The following is a 16,669-nucleotide window of genomic DNA, read 5'->3' as shown; positions in this document are numbered from 1 at the left end:
ATGAGGGCTCATGAGGCTGGTGCGCTGCACGCGGACATCAGCAACCGGGAGCCGGCCTGGCTGCGTACCCCGGAGGACGTCAACGCCCTCATGCCGGCGCTGTGGCCGCGGTCGGTGACGCGCGGCGCCGACGGCGCGGTCGCCGTCGCGGGCCTGAGCGTCCGCGACATCGCGGCCGAGTTCGGCACCCCGGTGTACGTCCTGGACGAGGCGGACCTGCGCTCGCGCTGCCGTGACTTCCGGGCTGCCTTCCCGACCGAGGACGTCTTCTACGCGGGCAAGGCGTTCCTCTGCCGCGCGGTGGTCCGGATGATCGCCGAGGAGGGGTTGCACCTGGACGTGTGCACCGGTGGTGAGCTGGCCACGGCGCTCTCGGCCGGAATGCCGCCGGAGCGGATCGGCTTCCACGGCAACAACAAGTCGGTCGCCGAGCTGGGCCGGGCGCTGGACGCCGGGGTGGGCCGGATCATCGTCGACTCGTTCACCGAGATCGACCGGCTCACCGCGCTGGCCCGTGATCGCGGGGTCCGGCCCCGGGTGCTGGTCCGGGTCACGGTGGGCGTCGAGGCGCACACCCACGAGTTCATCGCCACCGCCCACGAGGACCAGAAGTTCGGCTTCTCGCTGGCCGGTGGCGCGGCCGCGAACGCCGCGTTCAAGATCCTCGACGAGGGTGTGCTGGAGCTGCGCGGTCTGCACTCACACATCGGCTCGCAGATCTTCGACGCCAGCGGCTTCGAGGTCTCGGCCCGTCGGGTGCTCGCCCTGCAGGCGCAGATCCGCGACGCGCGCGGGGTGGAGCTTCCCGAGCTGGACCTGGGTGGCGGCTTCGGCATCGCGTACACCTCGCAGGACGACCCGGCGACACCGCAGGATCTGGCCAAGCGACTTCGCAAGATCGTCGATTCGGAGTGCGCGGCGGAGAACCTGGCAGTGCCGCACCTGTCGATCGAGCCGGGCCGGGCCATCGTCGGGCCGGCCGTGTTCACCCTCTACGAGGTCGGCACGGTCAAGGACCTCGACGGCCTCCGGACGTACGTCAGCGTCGACGGCGGGATGAGCGACAACATCCGCACCGCCCTCTACGACGCGTCCTACTCGGCCACGCTGGCCTCGCGGGCCTCCGACGCGCAGCCGTTGCTCGCCCGCGTGGTGGGAAAGCACTGTGAGTCCGGGGACATCGTGGTGAAGGATGAATTCCTGCCCGCCGACGTGCAGCCCGGAGATCTTGTCGCGGTGCCCGGCACCGGTGCGTACTGCCGAAGCATGGCCAGCAACTACAACCATGTGCCCCGGCCACCGGTGGTCGCGGTGCGCGACGGCCAGGCGCGCCTGATCGTCCGGCGGGAAACCGAAGAGGACCTGCTCGCTTTGGATGTGGGATGACGTCACCTGTGCGCTTGGCGCTGCTCGGCTGCGGCACGGTCGGCCAGGAGGTGGTCCGGCTGCTGCACGAGCAGTCGGCCGACCTGGCCGCGCGGATCGGCGCTCCGCTGGAGATCGCCGGCATCGCCGTCCGTCGGCTCGGCCGGGACCGGGGTGACCTGCCGGTCGACGAGGACCTGTTCACCACCGACGCGCTCGGCCTGATCAAGCGCGACGACGTGGACGTCGTGATCGAGGTGATCGGCGGCATCGAACCGGCCCGCAGCTGGCTGGTCGAGGCGCTGCGCGCCGGCAAGAGCGTGGTCACCGCCAACAAGGCGCTGCTCGCCGAGGACGGCGTGACCCTGCACGAGGCGGCCGCCGAGGGCGGCGGCGACCTCTACTACGAGGCGTCCGTGGCCGGGGCCATCCCGCTGCTGCGCCCGCTGCGGGAGTCGTTGCACGGCGATCGGATCAACCGGGTGACCGGCATCGTCAACGGCACCACCAACTTCATCCTCTCCGCGATGGACGCGACCGGGGCCGGCTTCGCCGAGGCCCTCGAAGAGGCCACCGCTCTGGGGTACGCGGAGGCCGACCCGACCGCCGACGTGGAGGGCTTCGACGCGGCGGCGAAGGCGGCGATCCTCGCCTCGCTGGCGTTCCACACCCGGGTCGGCGCCGCCGACGTGCACCGCGAGGGCATCACCGAGGTGACCGCCGCGGACATGGCCAGCGCCCAGGCGATGGGCTGCACCATCAAACTGCTCTGCATCGCGGCTCGCGGCGTCGACCCCACCGGCCGGGAGACGGTCAGCGTGCGGGTGCACCCGGCGATGATCCCGCGCAGCCACCCGCTGGCCAGCGTCGGCGACGCGTTCAACGCGGTCTTCGTGGAGGCGGACGCCGCCGGGCAGCTGATGTTCTACGGTCGGGGCGCCGGCGGCGCGCCCACCGCCAGCGCCGTGCTCGGTGACGTGGTCGCGGTGTCCCGCAACCGGCTCGCCGGGGTGCGCGCGGCCAGCGAGAGCGCGTACGCGGACCTGGCGGTCCGGCCGATGGGTGAGGCGTTGACCCGCTACCACGTGAGCCTCGACGTGGCCGACCGCCCGGGTGTGCTGGCCTCGGTGGCGAGCGTGTTCGCCCGGCACGACGTGTCGATCGCGACCGTGCGGCAGGGCTCGGCCGGCGGGCCGGCGGGCCGCGACGGCGACGCCGAGTTGGTCATCGTGACGCATGTGGCGCCGGACGCCGCGCTCGCCGCGACCGTCGGCGAGCTGCGTGGTCTGGACATTGTCCGGTCGGTGACCAGTGTGCTGCGGGTCGAGGGCGACGCCTGAGTCGTTGCATCATCGACGGGACGACTCGCGCGTCCCGCCAGGTGGGTAAGCCGGGGTGTGCCATCGACCACTGCGGCAGGCTGGTCCAGGGTGGCCCTGATGCTCGGGTGGGCGCGGCGGTAGAGGCGAGGAGAACGACATGTGGCGGGGTCTGATCGAGGCGTACCGGGATCGGCTGCCGGTCACCGCGGCCACGCCGGTCATCACGCTGCACGAGGGGAACACCCCGCTGCTGCCGGCGCCGGTGCTGTCCGCCCGGCTCGGTTGCGACGTGCACCTCAAGGTGGAGGGCGCCAACCCGACCGGCTCCTTCAAGGACCGGGGGATGACCCTCGCGGTGTCCAAGGCGGTCGAGGCCGGCAACAAGGCGATCATCTGCGCCTCCACCGGCAACACCAGCGCCTCCGCCGCGGCGTACGCGGCCCGGGCCGGGTTGACCTGTGCCGTGCTGGTGCCGCAGGGCAAGATCGCGTTGGGCAAGCTGGCCCAGGCGCTGGTGCACGGCGCGAAGCTGCTCCAGGTGAGTGGCAACTTCGACGACTGCCTCGCGACGGCCGCCAAGCTCGCCCAGGACTACCCGGTCGCGTTGGTCAACTCGGTCAACATCGACCGGCTGCACGGCCAGAAGACCGCCGCCTTCGAGATCGTCGAGGCGCTCGGTGACGCGCCCGACATCCACTGCCTGCCGGTCGGCAACGCCGGCAACATCTCCGCGTACTGGATGGGCTATTCGGAGGAGCTGGCCGCCGGCGCCACCACCCGGACGCCGAAGATGTACGGCTTCCAGGCCGCCGGGGCGGCCCCGATCGTGACCGGCCAGGTGGTGCCGGAGCCGTCGACAATCGCCACCGCGATCCGGATCGGCAACCCGGCGAGCTGGACCAAGGCACTGGATGCCCGGGACGCCTCCGGTGGCCTGATCGAGTCGGTGACCGACCGGGAGATCCTCTCCGCGTACCGGCTGCTCGCCCGCGAGGTGGGGGTCTTCGTCGAGCTGGGCAGCGCGGCCAGCGTGGCCGGCCTGTTGCAGCAGGCCGCGGCGGGCGCGGTGCCGCCCGGTTCCACGGTGGTCTGCACGGTGACCGGCCACGGGCTGAAGGACCCGGAGTGGGCGATCTCGACCGCGCCAGCGCCGTTGACCATCGCGAACGACCCGCTGGCCGCGGCCCGCGCCCTCGACCTGGCCTGAGCGCGCCACCGTCCGGGTGGTGATCGACGGCGGGTAGGCGGCCCGGGGGCGGCGGGGGTCGAGGTATGCGAGTCCGGCACACTTTCGGGTATCCCCGCCCGCATTCTCGTTCAGGAGTGAGCCAGGCCGATGTCGCTGCTCGCCAGATTCAGCCTCGCCAACCGAGGGCTGATCGCCCTCATCGCGGTGGTGACCACGGTGTTCGGAGCGTTCGCCGTGCCGTCGCTGAAGCAGCAACTGCTGCCGTCGCTCGAGTTCCCGGCCGCGTTCATCGTGGCCCCCTACCCCGGCGCCGGCCCCGAGATCGTCGAGTCCCAGGTGACCGAGCCGATCGAGAACGCCCTCCAGGGCATCCCCGGGTTGGACAAGGTCACCTCCACGTCCCGCGAGGGCGCGGCCACCGTCCAGGTGACGTACGAGTTCGGTACCGACCTCGACGACGTGGTCAACAAGATGCAGACCGCGCTGAGCCGGATCGGCGCCCAGCTGCCGGAGAGCGTCGACCCGCAGGTCATCGCGGGTAGCACCGACGACCTCCCGGCGGTGGTGCTGGCCGCGGCCGGCGCGGCGGACGAGCGGGCGCTCGCCGAGAAGCTGCGCGCCACGGTGGTGCCGGAGCTGGAGGGCATCGAGGGGGTACGCACGGTCGAGGTGACCGGCACCCGCGACGACGTCGTGGTGGTCACCCCGGACCCGGCGAAGCTGGCCGCCGCGAAGATCCAGCCGACGGCGATCGGCGCGGCGCTGAAGACCAACGGCGTGGCGATTCCGGCCGGCGCGGTGACCGACGGTGCGCTGGCCCTCCCGGTGCAGGTCGGCACGCCGATCGACACCCTGGAGGAGCTGCGCGGCATCGTGGTCGCCCCGGCTGCGGCACCCGTCCGCCTCGGCGACGTGGCGACTGTCGAGCAGCAACTCGCACCGGCCACGGCGATCACCCGCACCAACGGCAAGGACAGCCTCGGTATCGCGGTCACCGCGGCGCCGGACGGCAACGCCGTGCAGATCTCACACGAGATCCGCGACCGGCTCGACGACCTGAAGGACGCCTCCGGCGCGGAGCTGACAGTGGTCTTCGACCAGGCGCCGTTCGTCGAGAAGTCGATCGAGTCGCTGACCACGGAGGGCCTGCTGGGCCTGGTGATGGCGGTCATCGTCATCCTGGTCTTCCTGCTCTCGGTGCGCTCGACGGTGGTCACCGCCGTCTCCATCCCGCTCTCCGTGCTGGTGGCGCTGATCGCCCTGTGGATCGGTGACTACTCGCTCAACCTGCTCACCCTCGGTGCGTTGACCATCGCGGTCGGTCGGGTGGTGGACGACTCGATCGTGGTGTTGGAGAACATCAAACGACACCTGGAGTACGGCGAGGAGAAGCGGCACGCAATCATCACCGGCGTCCGGGAGGTGGCCGGTGCGGTGACCGCGTCCACCCTCACCACGGTGGCGGTGTTCGCGCCGATCGCGCTGGTCGGCGGGTTCGTGGGCCAGCTCTTCGCGCCGTTCGCGATCACCGTGACGGTGGCCCTGCTGGCCTCATTGCTGGTGTCGCTGACCGTGATCCCGGTCCTCGCGTACTGGTTCCTCAAGCCGCGCGGCGGCACCGCGGATGACGAGGCGGTACGGCACGCCGCCGAGGAGAAGGAGCTGCGCAGCCCGTTGCAGCGGGCGTACCTGCCGGTGATCGGGTTCGCCACCCGCAAGCGGTCGACCCGTTGGATCACCGTCGGGCTCGGCCTGCTGGTGCTCTTCGGCACGTTCGGTCTGGCGCAGAAGTTGGAGACCAACTTCCTGGACGACTCCGGCCAGGACACCCTCAACATGAGCCAGGAGCTGCCGGCCGGCAGTGGCCTGGCGGCCACCGACGCGGCGGCCAAGCAGGTCGAGTCGGTGCTGTCCCGCACCGGGGGCGTCGAGACGTACCAGGTGACCGCGGGCGGTGGGGACAACCCGTGGGCGGGCGGCGGCGGCAACAACGTCGCCAGCTGGTCGCTGGCGCTCGACGGTGACACCGACGCCAAGCAGATGCGCGAGGTGCTGCGCAAGGAGTTCGACAAGCTCGGCGCCGGTGTGGGTGAGATCAGCTTCGGTGGCGGGCAGGAGGCGTCGACCAGCCAGCTGGAGGTGATCGTCCAGGCCAGCGACCCGGAGGTGCTGACCCGGGCCGCCGAGGAGGCGCGGGCCGCGATGGCCGGCGTCCCGGACGTCGAGGACGTCTCCACCAGCCTGGCCGCGCGGGTGCCGCGGGTCGACGTGACTGTCGACCGGGTCGCCGCCGGTCGGGTCGGGCTCACCGAGGCCGCCGTGGGGCAGCTCGTGTCGCAGGCGTTCCGGGGAGCGCCGCTGGGTCAGGTCGCGCTCGACGGTCAGCAGCAGAACGTGGTGCTGCGGTTGGGCACGCAGCCGCCGGTGACCGTCGAGGAGCTGCGGGCGCTGCCGGTGGGTCCGGTCAAGCTGGACGACATCGCGGACGTCACGCAGGGTGAGGGTCCGCAGCAGGTCACCCGGATCGACGGTGAGCGCAGCGTGTCGGTGACCGGCGCGGCGACCGGCTCGAACCTGGGCGCGACCAGCAAGGAGTTGCAGAAGCGGCTGGACGGCATCAACGTGCCGGGCGCGAGCTTCACCATCGGTGGTGTCAGCGCGGATCAGGCCGATGCCTTCGCGGACCTGGGCCTGGCGGTGCTGGCCGCCATCGCGATCGTCTTCCTGATCATGGTGGCCACGTTCCGCAGCCTCACCCAGGCACTGATCCTGCTGATCTCCATCCCGTTCGCGGCGACCGGTGCGATCGGCCTGCTGTTGGTCACCGGGACGCCGCTCGGCGTGCCGGCGCTGATCGGCGTGCTGATGCTGGTCGGCATCGTGGTGACCAACGCGATCGTGTTGCTGGACCTGATCAACCAGTACCGGGCGCAGGGCATGGGGGTCCGGGAGGCGGTGGTCGAAGGTGGCCGTCGCCGGCTGCGCCCGATCCTGATGACGGCGGTGGCGACCATCTTCGCGCTGCTGCCGATGGCGTTCGGGTTGACCGGTGAGGGCGGCTTCATCTCTCAGCCGCTGGCCGTCGTGGTGATCGGTGGTCTGCTCAGCTCGACGCTGCTCACGCTGATCCTGGTGCCGACGCTGTACTCGATGGTGGAGCACACCAAGGAGTCCCTGCGGGCCAGGCGTGCACGGCGGCGCTCCGGGGGGTCGACGGTGACAACGACGGAGACGGACGAGGCGTCGGCCCCGAACCAGGTCGCGGTGCCGAGCGGCGCGCCCGCCCCGGCTGCGACCGAGGGTGCGCAGCCGGCCGGCCGACCCGCGCCGTCGGCCGCGTTGGTGGAGGGCACGGACCAGTTCGAGGTGCTGCGGCTGCCCCGTAGCCGCACCTCGCCACTGCCTCCGGCGGAGCCCACCGAGTAGGTCGGAACGCGGTTCGGAACGCCCCCGGCGGATCTTCCGCCGGGGGCGTTCCGGCTTCATCCGACCGAAAACACTCCGACTCGACGGACCCGCACTTTGTGTAACTTCTTGCATACTCCTCGTAGGTAGGCCGGGAGGTGTGGGTGAAGCGGGGCGGGCGGATGGCCGAGGGCGCACGCGGGTGGGGGCGACGTGACCTGCTGCGCGGTGGCCTGCTGGTGGTGGGCGGTGTGGCCCTCGGTGCGGGGACGTCCGAGGCATGGTGGATCACCCATCATCGGGTGCCGATCGCCGGTGGTTCGGCCAGCACCACCTTCGGTAGCGGCCAGCAGGATGTCGGCCCCGGCGCGCTGGAGGTCTTCTGGTCCGGGCGCACCAACCAGCGCCTGGTGGCCCTCACCTTCGACGACGGGCCCGCACCACAGTGGACTCCGATGGTCCTCGACACCCTGGCCCAGCACCGGGTTCCGGCCACCTTCTTCATGGTCGGGGCGCAGGTTCGCCGGCACGCCGACGTCGTCCGCGACCGGCTCGCCGAGCACGAGGTGGGCAACCACAGCTGGGACCACCGGGACCTGGCCGAGCTGGACGCCGCCGAGGCGTACGACGACCTGCGCCGCAGCCACGACGCCATCACCGACCTGACCGGCGCGCCGCCGGTGCTCCTCCGCCCGCCGTACGGCCACCTGGGCGGGGCGGTGCTGCACGCGGCGGCCCGGTTGGACTATCGGCTGGTGCTCTGGTCGTTGCAGATGGTGGAGCGCGAGTTCCCCGGCGATCCGGCCGGCCACGCCCAGCGGATCGTGGCCGACGTCCGACCGGGAACGATCGTGCTCGGCCACGATGTGGGGGCGCGGCGGCGACTGGTCGCACTGCGCGGCCTGACCGACATGATCAACGGGCTTCGGTCGCGCGGTTACACATTCGTCACGGTCTCGGCGCTGCTGGGAGCGGGCGTGGGTCCGACACCGACGGGGTAGGGTCGCGCTCCGTGGCGTCCACCCTCTCGGTTCTGACCGGCAATCGGAGCTTCCGCAACCTGTTCTTCGCCGAGTTGGTGGTCTTCGGCGCCGACTGGTTCGTCATGGTGCCGCTGCTGGTGCTGCTGCCGCACCTGACCGGCAGCGGCGTCTGGGGCGCGCTGGTGTTGGCGGTGGACACCGGCATCGTGGCGTTGCTGCTGCCGTACACCGGCACGATCGCCGACCGCTTCGATCGCCGGAAGATCATGATCGCCGCGAACGTGGCCGCGCTGGCGGGCGTGCTGCTGCTGCTCGGCGTGCGGAACGCCGGGACGGCGTGGCTGGCGCTTGTCGCGATCGGCGTGGTGGCGGTCGCCAAGGCGTTCTACTCGCCCGCCGCCCAGGCCGCGCTGCCCAACGTGCTGGAGCCACACGAACTCGCCGCGGGCAACGCCGTCGCCGGCTCGGCCTGGGGCACCATGACCGTGGTCGGTGCCTCGCTGGGTGGCGTGCTCAGCACCGCTGCCGGCCCGTACGTCTGCTTCTGGGTGGCGGCGGCGGGCCTGGCGGTGGCCGCCGGCCTCGCCACCCGGATCCGCCGGCCGTTGCAGGCGCCCCGGGACGCCGACCAACCCGCCCAGCGGACCTGGTCGGCCGTCCGCGAGGCGCTCGGCTACATCGGTCACCGCCCCCGGGTGCTCGCCCTGGTCACGGTGAAGTCGGCGGTGGGCCTGGGTAACGGCGTGCTGACCGTCTTTCCGCTGCTGGCCGGTGTGTACGGTGTCGGCCCGCTCGGTGCCGGCCTGCTCTTCGCGGTACGCGGCGCGGGAGCGTTGGTGGGGCCGATCCTGATGCGCCGGGTGCTGACCAACCGGGCCTGGCTGCTGCCCGGGCTCGCGCTGTCCATGTCGCTCTACGGCCTGTCCTACCTGGGCACCTCGGTGGTGCGCTGGTTCCCGCTGGTGCTGCTGCTGGTCTTCGTGGCGCACTTCGCGGGTGGCAGCAACTGGGTGATGTCGAACTTCGCCCTGCAGGGCGAAGTCCCGGACCGGTTGCGGGGCCGCGTCTTCGCCACCGACATGATGCTGGCGACGCTCGCGATCTCGGTGAGCCAACTGGCGGTGGCCCTGGTGGTGGACACGGTCGACGAGCGGGTGGTGCTCGCCGGCTGCGGTCTGATCACCCTCGTGTACGCGGTCGGCTGGCGGATCGCCACCCGCCGGCTCTCACTCACCGATCCGGCCGCCGAGCCGGTCCCGGACCCGACCGGCTGAACTCGGCGATCCCAGGCAGCGGGCGCGGCGCCGGTTCGTCGGTGCCGAGCCCTAGCATGAGCGCGTGCCGACCAACTTCACCGCCGGGCCGGTCCGGGTCCGGGTTCCCGCGACCAGCGCCAACCTGGGCCCGGGCTTCGACGCGCTGGGCCTCGCACTCGGGCTCTACGACGACGTGGCCGCCGAGGTCGGGTCGGGCGATGTCCGGGTGACCGTGACCGGGCAGGGCGCCGGTGAGCTGCCCGACGACGACCGGCACCTGGTGGTGCGGGCCATGCGCGCCGCGTTCGACGTGCTCGGGGCCCACCCCGACGGGCTGAGCGTGGAGTGCGTCAACCGGATCCCCCAGGCGCGCGGCCTGGGCTCCTCGTCCGCCGCGATCGTCGCCGGGGTGCTGCTGGCCCGTGCCCTCGTCGTCGACGGGGAGCACCGCCTCGACGACGCCGGCGCGCTCCGGCTGGCCGCCGAGATCGAGGGCCACCCCGACAATGTGGCGCCGTGCCTGCTCGGCGGGTTCACCGTGGCCTGGTCCGAGCCGGGCGGTGCCCGGGCGGTGTCGCTGCCGGTCGCCGACGCGGTGCGGCCCACCGTCTTCGTCCCGGCGGAGCGCGGTCTGACCGCGACCGCGCGGGCGGCTCTGCCGGCAACCGTGCCGCATGGCGACGCCGCGTTGACCGCCGGGCGGGCCGCGCTGCTGGTGCACGCGCTCACCACGGCCCCGACCCTGCTGCTGCCGGCCACCGTCGACCGGCTCCACCAGGATTACCGCGCAGCCGGGATGCCCGGCACATCTGCCCTGGTCAGCGCGTTGCGAGGGGCCGGTGTGGCGGCTGTGGTCAGTGGGGCGGGGCCCACCGTCCTGGCGCTCAGCGAGCCGCCAGCGGGCTTCGGAGTGGGAACAGACTGGGAGATCTGGCAGTTACCGATAGACGTCAGCGGCGCGCGGGTCGCGCGGGGTAGACTTGGACACGCCGAGCGGGACCCTGTTGCCGCAGGTCGGAAGAGTTGATTACGCTCTAGACCTAGCACAGCCGCGAAGCACGCGATCTCCTGCGGGGCGGCGCACCCCCGAAGCTCTCGGCGGTCAGCCCGTCTACCCCTGCCAAAGGCCCACGCCGCACCGCAGTTTCCACAGGTCGCCGCAGACGGCGAGACCTGCTCACCGACGTTGGTGAGTCGGGATACCGACCGGCTGCTGTGTCACAGACTCCCGCGACGCGTCCTTGCGAGGCGGGTGCACCGAGGCCGCCCGGCCACCTGAGCTCCGACTCCGGGCAGTCCCGGCCTTATCGAGGGAAGGAATCCATTGAGCGACACCACCGACGTGACGTCGGATGTTTCCAACGTCGCTGGCGATGCCACCGCCGCCGCTCCCGCCCGTCGTCGGCGTAGCGGCACCGGTCTGTCGGCGATGCTGCTGCCAGAGCTGCAGAGCCTGGCTGCGTCGCTCGGCATCTCCGGCACGGCTCGCATGCGCAAGGGCGAGCTGATCGCCGCGATTTCCGAGCGGCAGGGCGGCAACGCCGCCGGGACCCCTCGACCACGGGCCGAGGTCGCGGCCGCGGCCGCCCCGACCCGTGAGGGAGTTCGCGCCGAGGTGCGGGAGACCGCCGACCGGCCGGCAGCCGAAGGGCGCGGTGCCGAGCAGGCGCCGGCCGAGCCGGCCGCCGAGACCGAGGGCCGTAGCCGCACCCGGCGGAGCCGGACCGCAACGGCGGAGGCCCGTGCCACCGAAGCGCGCCCCGCTGAGGCGCGTGCGACCGAGGCGCGTGCGACCGAGACGACGCGTACCGACGAGGCGGAAGCCGGCGAGCGGGCCGACCGTGGCGAGAACCGCCGCGACCGGGCCGAGCGTCCGGAGCGCGCCGAGCGGACCGACCGGACCGAGCGTCCCGAGCGTGCCGATCGCGGCGAGCGGACCGAGCGTGCCGATCGCGGCGAGCGTGCCGACCGGGGCGAGCGGACCGAGCGTGCCGATCGTGGCGAGCGTTCCGACCGGGGCGAGCGTGCCGAGCGGGGCGAGCGCAACGACCGGGGCGAGCGTGCCGATCGTGGCGAGCGCAACGACCGGGGTGAGCGTGCCGATCGTGGCGAGCGGGCCGAGCGGAACGACCGACCCGACCGCGGTGACCGCAACGACCGCAACGACCGTGGTCAGCGGGCCGAGCGGACCGAGCGGGACAGCGACGACGATGACGGCGAGGGTGGCGGCCGGCGCGGCCGGCGCAGCCGTTTCCGGGACCGTCGCCGTGGGCGCGGCGAGCGCACCGAGACCGGTGCCGACACCGGCGGGCGTGAGCCGCAGGTCAACGAGGACGACGTGCTCGTCCCGGTGGCCGGCATCATCGACGTGCTCGACAACTACGCCTTCGTGCGGACGACCGGTTACCTGGCCGGCCCGAACGACGTGTACGTCTCGATGTCCCAGATCAAGAAGTACGGCCTGCGCCGCGGTGACGCGATCACCGGTGCGGTCCGGGCGGCCCGCGAGGGCGGCAACAGCGGTGACCAGCGGCGCGACAAGTACAACCCGCTGATGCGGCTGGACACGATCAACGGGATGGAGCCGGAGGAGGCGCGGCGTCGTCCGGAGTTCTACAAGCTCACTCCGCTCTACCCGCAGGAGCGCCTGCGGTTGGAGACCGAGCCGCACATCCTGACCACCCGGGTCATCGACCTGGTCATGCCGATCGGCAAGGGCCAGCGGGCACTCATCCAGTCCCCGCCCAAGGCGGGTAAGACGATGGTGCTGCAGGCGATCGCGAACGCGATCACCCGCAACAACCCGGAGTGCCACCTGATGGTGGTGCTGGTGGACGAGCGGCCCGAAGAGGTCACCGACATGCAGCGGTCGATCAAGGGCGAGGTCATCGCGGCCACGTTCGACCGTCCGCCGCAGGACCACACCACGGTGGCGGAGCTGGCCATCGAGCGGGCCAAGCGCCTCGTCGAGCTTGGGCACGACGTCGTCGTGCTGCTCGACTCGGTGACCCGGCTCGGTCGGTCGTACAACCTGGCGGCGCCGGCCAGCGGCCGGATCATGTCGGGTGGTATCGACTCCACCGCGCTCTACCCGCCGAAGCGCTTCCTCGGCGCGGCCCGCAACATCGAGAACGGCGGGTCGCTGACCATCATCGCCACGGCGCTGGTGGAGACCGGGTCCATGGCGGACACGGTCATCTTCGAGGAGTTCAAGGGCACCGGTAACGCCGAATTGAAGCTGGACCGGAAGATCGCCGACAAGCGGACCTTCCCGGCCATCGACATCAACCCGTCCGGTACGCGTAAGGAAGAGGTCCTGCTCGCACCGGAAGAGCTGGCCATCATCCACAAGCTCCGGAAGGTGCTGCACTCGCTGGACTCGCAGGCCGCGATGGATCTCCTACTGGACCGGCTCAAGCAGTCCCGCACGAACATCGAGTTCCTGATGCAGATCGCGAAGTCGACGCCGGGGGAGTAACCCTCCCCGGGTGACGTCGAAGGGGCACGGCCATCTCGGCCGTGCCCCTTCGTCAAGTCCCCGGGCCCGACGCCCGCGCCGGGAGTTGATGGAATTTTCCTTCGGTTCAGTCGACAGGTATTGAAACTTCTATTCATGGCCGGGTTGACTGTCGTCCATGCGTACCCGCAGACGATCCGCCCGCCGCACCGGCGTCCTGCTGCTGACGCCGCTGCTCGCCCTGGCCCTGTCGCCGCCCGCCACTGCCGCACCCACCGTCGCCCCGCCCACCGTGGCACCACCGTCCGTGGCCTCACCCACGATCGCGGAGGACGCGCCGCCCGCGTCCTCCCGCCCCGCCGGCTCGGTCAGCCTGGCCGCCTCCCCGACAGTCGCGACCGCCCCGGCCGTCGGCGTCGGTGGTCTGGAGCCGGCCGGCGGGCTGGAGACCACGAAGGCCACCCGACCGGTGGCGCCCGGCGTGCAGTTGACGTCCTTCGACAGGTACGACGCCGACGGCTGGCTGCGCGCCGACGCGCTCACCACCGACCTGGGTGGCGGCTCCACCGTCGACTACGTCAACTCCGGCGCGGTCAGCCGGGCCGAGCCGCTGCGAAAGGCGGTGGACCAGTCGCGCGCGGTCGCCGCGGTCAACGGCGACTTCTTCGACATCAACAACTCCGGTGCCGCCCAGGGCGTCGGCGTCCGGGAGGGGGAGCTGATCCAGTCCGGGGTCAGCGGTCACCGCAACGCGGTGGCGGTCACCACGAACGGCCTCGGGCGGGTGATCGAGGTGAACTTCGACGGCAGCGCCACCCTGCCCACCGGGCCGGTCCCGCTGACCCAGTTCAACAACATGGTCCAGGCCGACGGTATCGGTGCCTTCACCGACCTGTGGGGGACGTACACCCGGTCGCGTGCCGTGGAGGGCGCGGCCCGGGTGGTCGAGGTCACCGTGACCAACGGCCGGGTGGCCGCGGTGGGAAGCGTGGCCGGTAGCGGCCCGATCGCCGCCGGCAGCACCGTGCTGCTCGGCCGTGACCTCGGCGCGGACGCGCTGGCCGGCCTGCGCGCCGGTGACCCGGTGGCGGTGGCCTGGCGGCCGAAGCCCTCCGACGGCAGCACCCTGCACGCGGCGGTCGGGGGCGGCAACGTGCTGGTCCGCGACGGCGTCGTGCAGAGCATCGCCGATCCGACCCTCGCCCCCCGCACCGCTGTCGGGTTCAGCGCCGACGGTCGAAAGATGATCATGCTGACGGTGGACGGTCGTCAGGTCGACAGCCGCGGCGTGACGCAGACCGAGATGGGCCGGATGATGGCCGAGCTGGGCGCCCACCACGCGCTCAACCTGGATGGCGGCGGATCGTCCACGCTGCTGGCGCGGGAGCCGGGCGCGCCCGCCGTGCAGGTGGAGAACGGCCCCTCCGACGGCAGCGAGCGGGGCGTGCCCAACGGCCTGGCCATCTACGCGCCGAAGGGCAGCGGGCGACTCACCGGCTACTGGGTCGAGACGGCCAGCGACCCCACCGCCGCCCCGGGTGTCTCACCGGTGCGAGGTGGGCGGCCGGACCGGGTCTTCCCGGGCCTGACCCGCACCCTCACCGCATCCGGCTACGACGAGACGTACGGGCCGGCGGCCGGCGCTCCCACCTGGCGGGCGACCCCTGCGGTACGCGGCCGGGTCGACCGTGACGGCGTGTTCCACGCCGGCGCACCGGGGGCCAGCACGGTCACCGCCGCACGGGGGCGGGTCACCGGCTCGCTGAACCTCACCGTGCTCGGCCCGCTGGCCCGGATCGGCACCACCGTGCCGCGGGTCGGGCTGACCGGCCGGGACGGTAACGCCCTGGTCGGCGTGGTCGGGTACGACGCCGAAGGCAACACCGCGCCGATCGAGCCGGCCGACCTCACCCTCGACTACGACCGGGACCTGCTGCGGATCACCCCCACCGGGGACGGCAACCTGTCCGTCGCCGCGTTGGGGGACACCGGCTCGGGCCTGGTGACCGTTCGCGTCGGCCGCACGAGCGTTGTCCTGCCGGTCACCGTCGGCCTGACCGACGTGCCGGTCGCCGGTTTCGACGACGCCGCTTCCTGGCGGTTCAGCCAGGCCCGCGCCAGCGGTTCGGTCGCGCCGGCGCCGGGCCACACCGGCACCGGCCTGCGCATGTCGTACGACTTCGGCCAGTCCACCGGCACGCGGGCCGCGTACGCCGACCCGCCCTCCTGGATCGAGGTGCCCGGTCAGCCGCAGGCCTTCGGGATGTGGATCCACGGCAACGGCACCGGGGAGTGGCCCAGCCTGCACCTGCACGACGCCCAGGACACCCAGCACGTGCTGCGCGGCCCACTGATCACCTGGACCGGCTGGCGGTACGTGGAGTTCGCGGTGCCGGCCGGGGTGCAGTACCCGGTGCGGGTACGCCGCTTCTACGTGGCCGAGACGAACGCCGCCGCGCAGTACACCAGCGAGGTGATCATCGACGACCTGGTGGCGAAGGTGCCCCCGACGGTCGACGTGCCGGAGGTGGCCTCGCGTACCGATCGGGTGGTGGTCCGCGACGGCACGGTGGACGGCGCGCCGTGGCGCTTCGCGGTGCTCTCCGACGCCCAGTTCGTCGCCGCCGACCCGGACAGCGACCTGGTCGCCCAGGCCCGGCGGACGTTGCGCGAGGTGCGGGCGGCCCGACCCGACTTCCTCCTGATCAACGGTGACTTCGTGGACACCGCCTACCCGGCCGACTTCGCGCTGGCCCGGCGGATCCTCGACGAGGAGTTGGGCGACGCGCTGCCCTGGTACTACGTGCCCGGCAACCACGAGATCATGGGCGCCCCGATCAGCAACTTCGCCGCCGCGTTCGGTGCCACCTCCCGGGTGTTCGACCACAACGGCACCCGGTTCGTGACGCTCAACTCGTCCACCGGGACGCTGCGCGGCGGGGGCTTCGACCAGGTACGGATGCTCCGCGAGACGCTGGACGCGGCGGCCACCGACCGGCGCGTGGGTTCGGTCGTCGTCCTGCACCACCACCCGCCGCGCGACCCCAGCCCGGCGCAGGCCAGCCAGCTCGGCGACCGCAAGGAGGCGGCGCTGCTGGAGCAGTGGCTGGCCGACTTCCAGCACCGCACCGGCAAGGGCGCGCTGTTCGTGGGCGGGCACGTCGGCACCTTCCACGCCGACCGGGTGGACGGGGTGCCCTACGTGATCAACGGCAATGCGGGCAAGACGCCGTCCACCCCTGCCGACCAGGGCGGCTTCACCGGCTGGACGGAATTCGGCGTGGACCCGGTGACCCCAGCCGAGGCCGACCGGGCCCGCCGTGACCCGCTCGCCGAGGGCCCGCGCTGGGTGGACGCGGAGTTCCACGCGCACGTCGACCGGCTCACGGTGGCCGCCCCGGCCAGCGTCGCGGTCGGCACCCCCGCGACGGTCACCGCCACGCTGACCCAGCCCGGCGGGCGTACGGTCCCGGTGGCCGCACCGGTCAGCGCCGACTGGTCGGCCTCGCCGGAAGTGCACGTCGGCTCGGCCGCCGGGGTGCGTCCCTGGCACACCGCCCGGTTCGACCCGGCCACCGGCACCCTGACGGCACTGCGGCCCGGCGCGCCGGTACGCCTGACGGTCGAGGTCAACGGCGCCCGTGCCGAGGCCACCATCACCGTCACCGGGTGAACTGTCCGGACGGGCCCCC

The 16,669-nt window shown here is 72.4% G+C and carries 9 protein-coding genes; all 9 read left to right on the top strand.

Annotated features, from left to right (window positions below; all coding sequences use genetic code 11):
* The 9 genes from lysA (at nucleotide 1) to ACFYL6_RS07155 (ending at nucleotide 16,650) form a co-directional block, all read left to right on the top strand.
* Nucleotides 1-1,386, top strand: a complete 1,386-nt coding sequence (gene lysA / locus ACFYL6_RS07195) for a diaminopimelate decarboxylase (RefSeq protein WP_387168642.1) — start codon at nucleotides 1-3, stop codon at nucleotides 1,384-1,386.
* A gap of 8 nt (nucleotides 1,387-1,394) precedes the next feature.
* Complete coding sequence (locus ACFYL6_RS07190; RefSeq protein WP_387169506.1) at nucleotides 1,395-2,705, top strand: homoserine dehydrogenase; 1,311 nt, start codon at nucleotides 1,395-1,397, stop codon at nucleotides 2,703-2,705.
* 139 nt (nucleotides 2,706-2,844) lie between these two features.
* Nucleotides 2,845-3,894: a threonine synthase gene (gene thrC / locus ACFYL6_RS07185; protein WP_387168639.1), complete on the top strand. Its 1,050-nt coding sequence runs from the start codon at nucleotides 2,845-2,847 to the stop codon at nucleotides 3,892-3,894.
* Nucleotides 3,895-4,023: 129 nt separating this feature from the next.
* A complete protein-coding gene (locus ACFYL6_RS07180) occupies nucleotides 4,024-7,302 on the top strand; it encodes an efflux RND transporter permease subunit (RefSeq protein WP_387168636.1) in 3,279 nt (1,092 codons plus the stop codon).
* Between the two features lie 143 nt (nucleotides 7,303-7,445).
* Complete coding sequence (locus tag ACFYL6_RS07175; protein ID WP_387168634.1) at nucleotides 7,446-8,282, top strand: polysaccharide deacetylase family protein; 837 nt, start codon at nucleotides 7,446-7,448, stop codon at nucleotides 8,280-8,282.
* An 11-nt stretch (nucleotides 8,283-8,293) separates the two neighbouring features.
* Entirely contained in the window at nucleotides 8,294-9,538 is a 1,245-nt protein-coding gene (locus tag ACFYL6_RS07170; protein WP_387168631.1) for an MFS transporter, read from the top strand.
* Nucleotides 9,539-9,602: 64 nt separating this feature from the next.
* Nucleotides 9,603-10,547: a homoserine kinase gene (thrB, locus tag ACFYL6_RS07165; RefSeq protein WP_387168628.1), complete on the top strand. Its 945-nt coding sequence runs from the start codon at nucleotides 9,603-9,605 to the stop codon at nucleotides 10,545-10,547.
* 297 nt (nucleotides 10,548-10,844) lie between these two features.
* A complete protein-coding gene (gene rho, locus ACFYL6_RS07160; protein WP_387168625.1) occupies nucleotides 10,845-12,998 on the top strand; it encodes a transcription termination factor Rho in 2,154 nt (717 codons plus the stop codon).
* A gap of 157 nt (nucleotides 12,999-13,155) precedes the next feature.
* Nucleotides 13,156-16,650, top strand: coding sequence for a phosphodiester glycosidase family protein (locus ACFYL6_RS07155; RefSeq protein ID WP_387168622.1), 3,495 nt, complete (start codon nucleotides 13,156-13,158; stop codon nucleotides 16,648-16,650).
* Nucleotides 16,651-16,669: the final 19 nt, after the last annotated feature.

It is taken from the genome of Micromonospora sp. NPDC007208 (genome assembly GCF_042869175.1).
Taxonomy (GTDB): Bacteria; Actinomycetota; Actinomycetes; order Mycobacteriales; family Micromonosporaceae; genus Micromonospora; species Micromonospora foliorum.
The sequence above is the reverse complement of the archived record's forward strand: the minus strand, read 5'-3'. Positions and strand labels throughout refer to the sequence as shown.

Bases quoted from the DNA above. Each gene is read 5' to 3' on its own strand.
- thrC (WP_387168639.1), top strand. From the start codon at position 2,845: ATGTGGCGGGGTCTGATCGAGGCGTACCGGGATCGGCTGCCGGTCACC.
- ACFYL6_RS07180 (WP_387168636.1), top strand. From the start codon at position 4,024: ATGTCGCTGCTCGCCAGATTCAGCCTCGCCAACCGAGGGCTGATCGCC.
- lysA (WP_387168642.1), top strand. From the start codon at position 1: ATGAGGGCTCATGAGGCTGGTGCGCTGCACGCGGACATCAGCAACCGG.
- ACFYL6_RS07155 (WP_387168622.1), top strand. From the start codon at position 13,156: ATGCGTACCCGCAGACGATCCGCCCGCCGCACCGGCGTCCTGCTGCTG.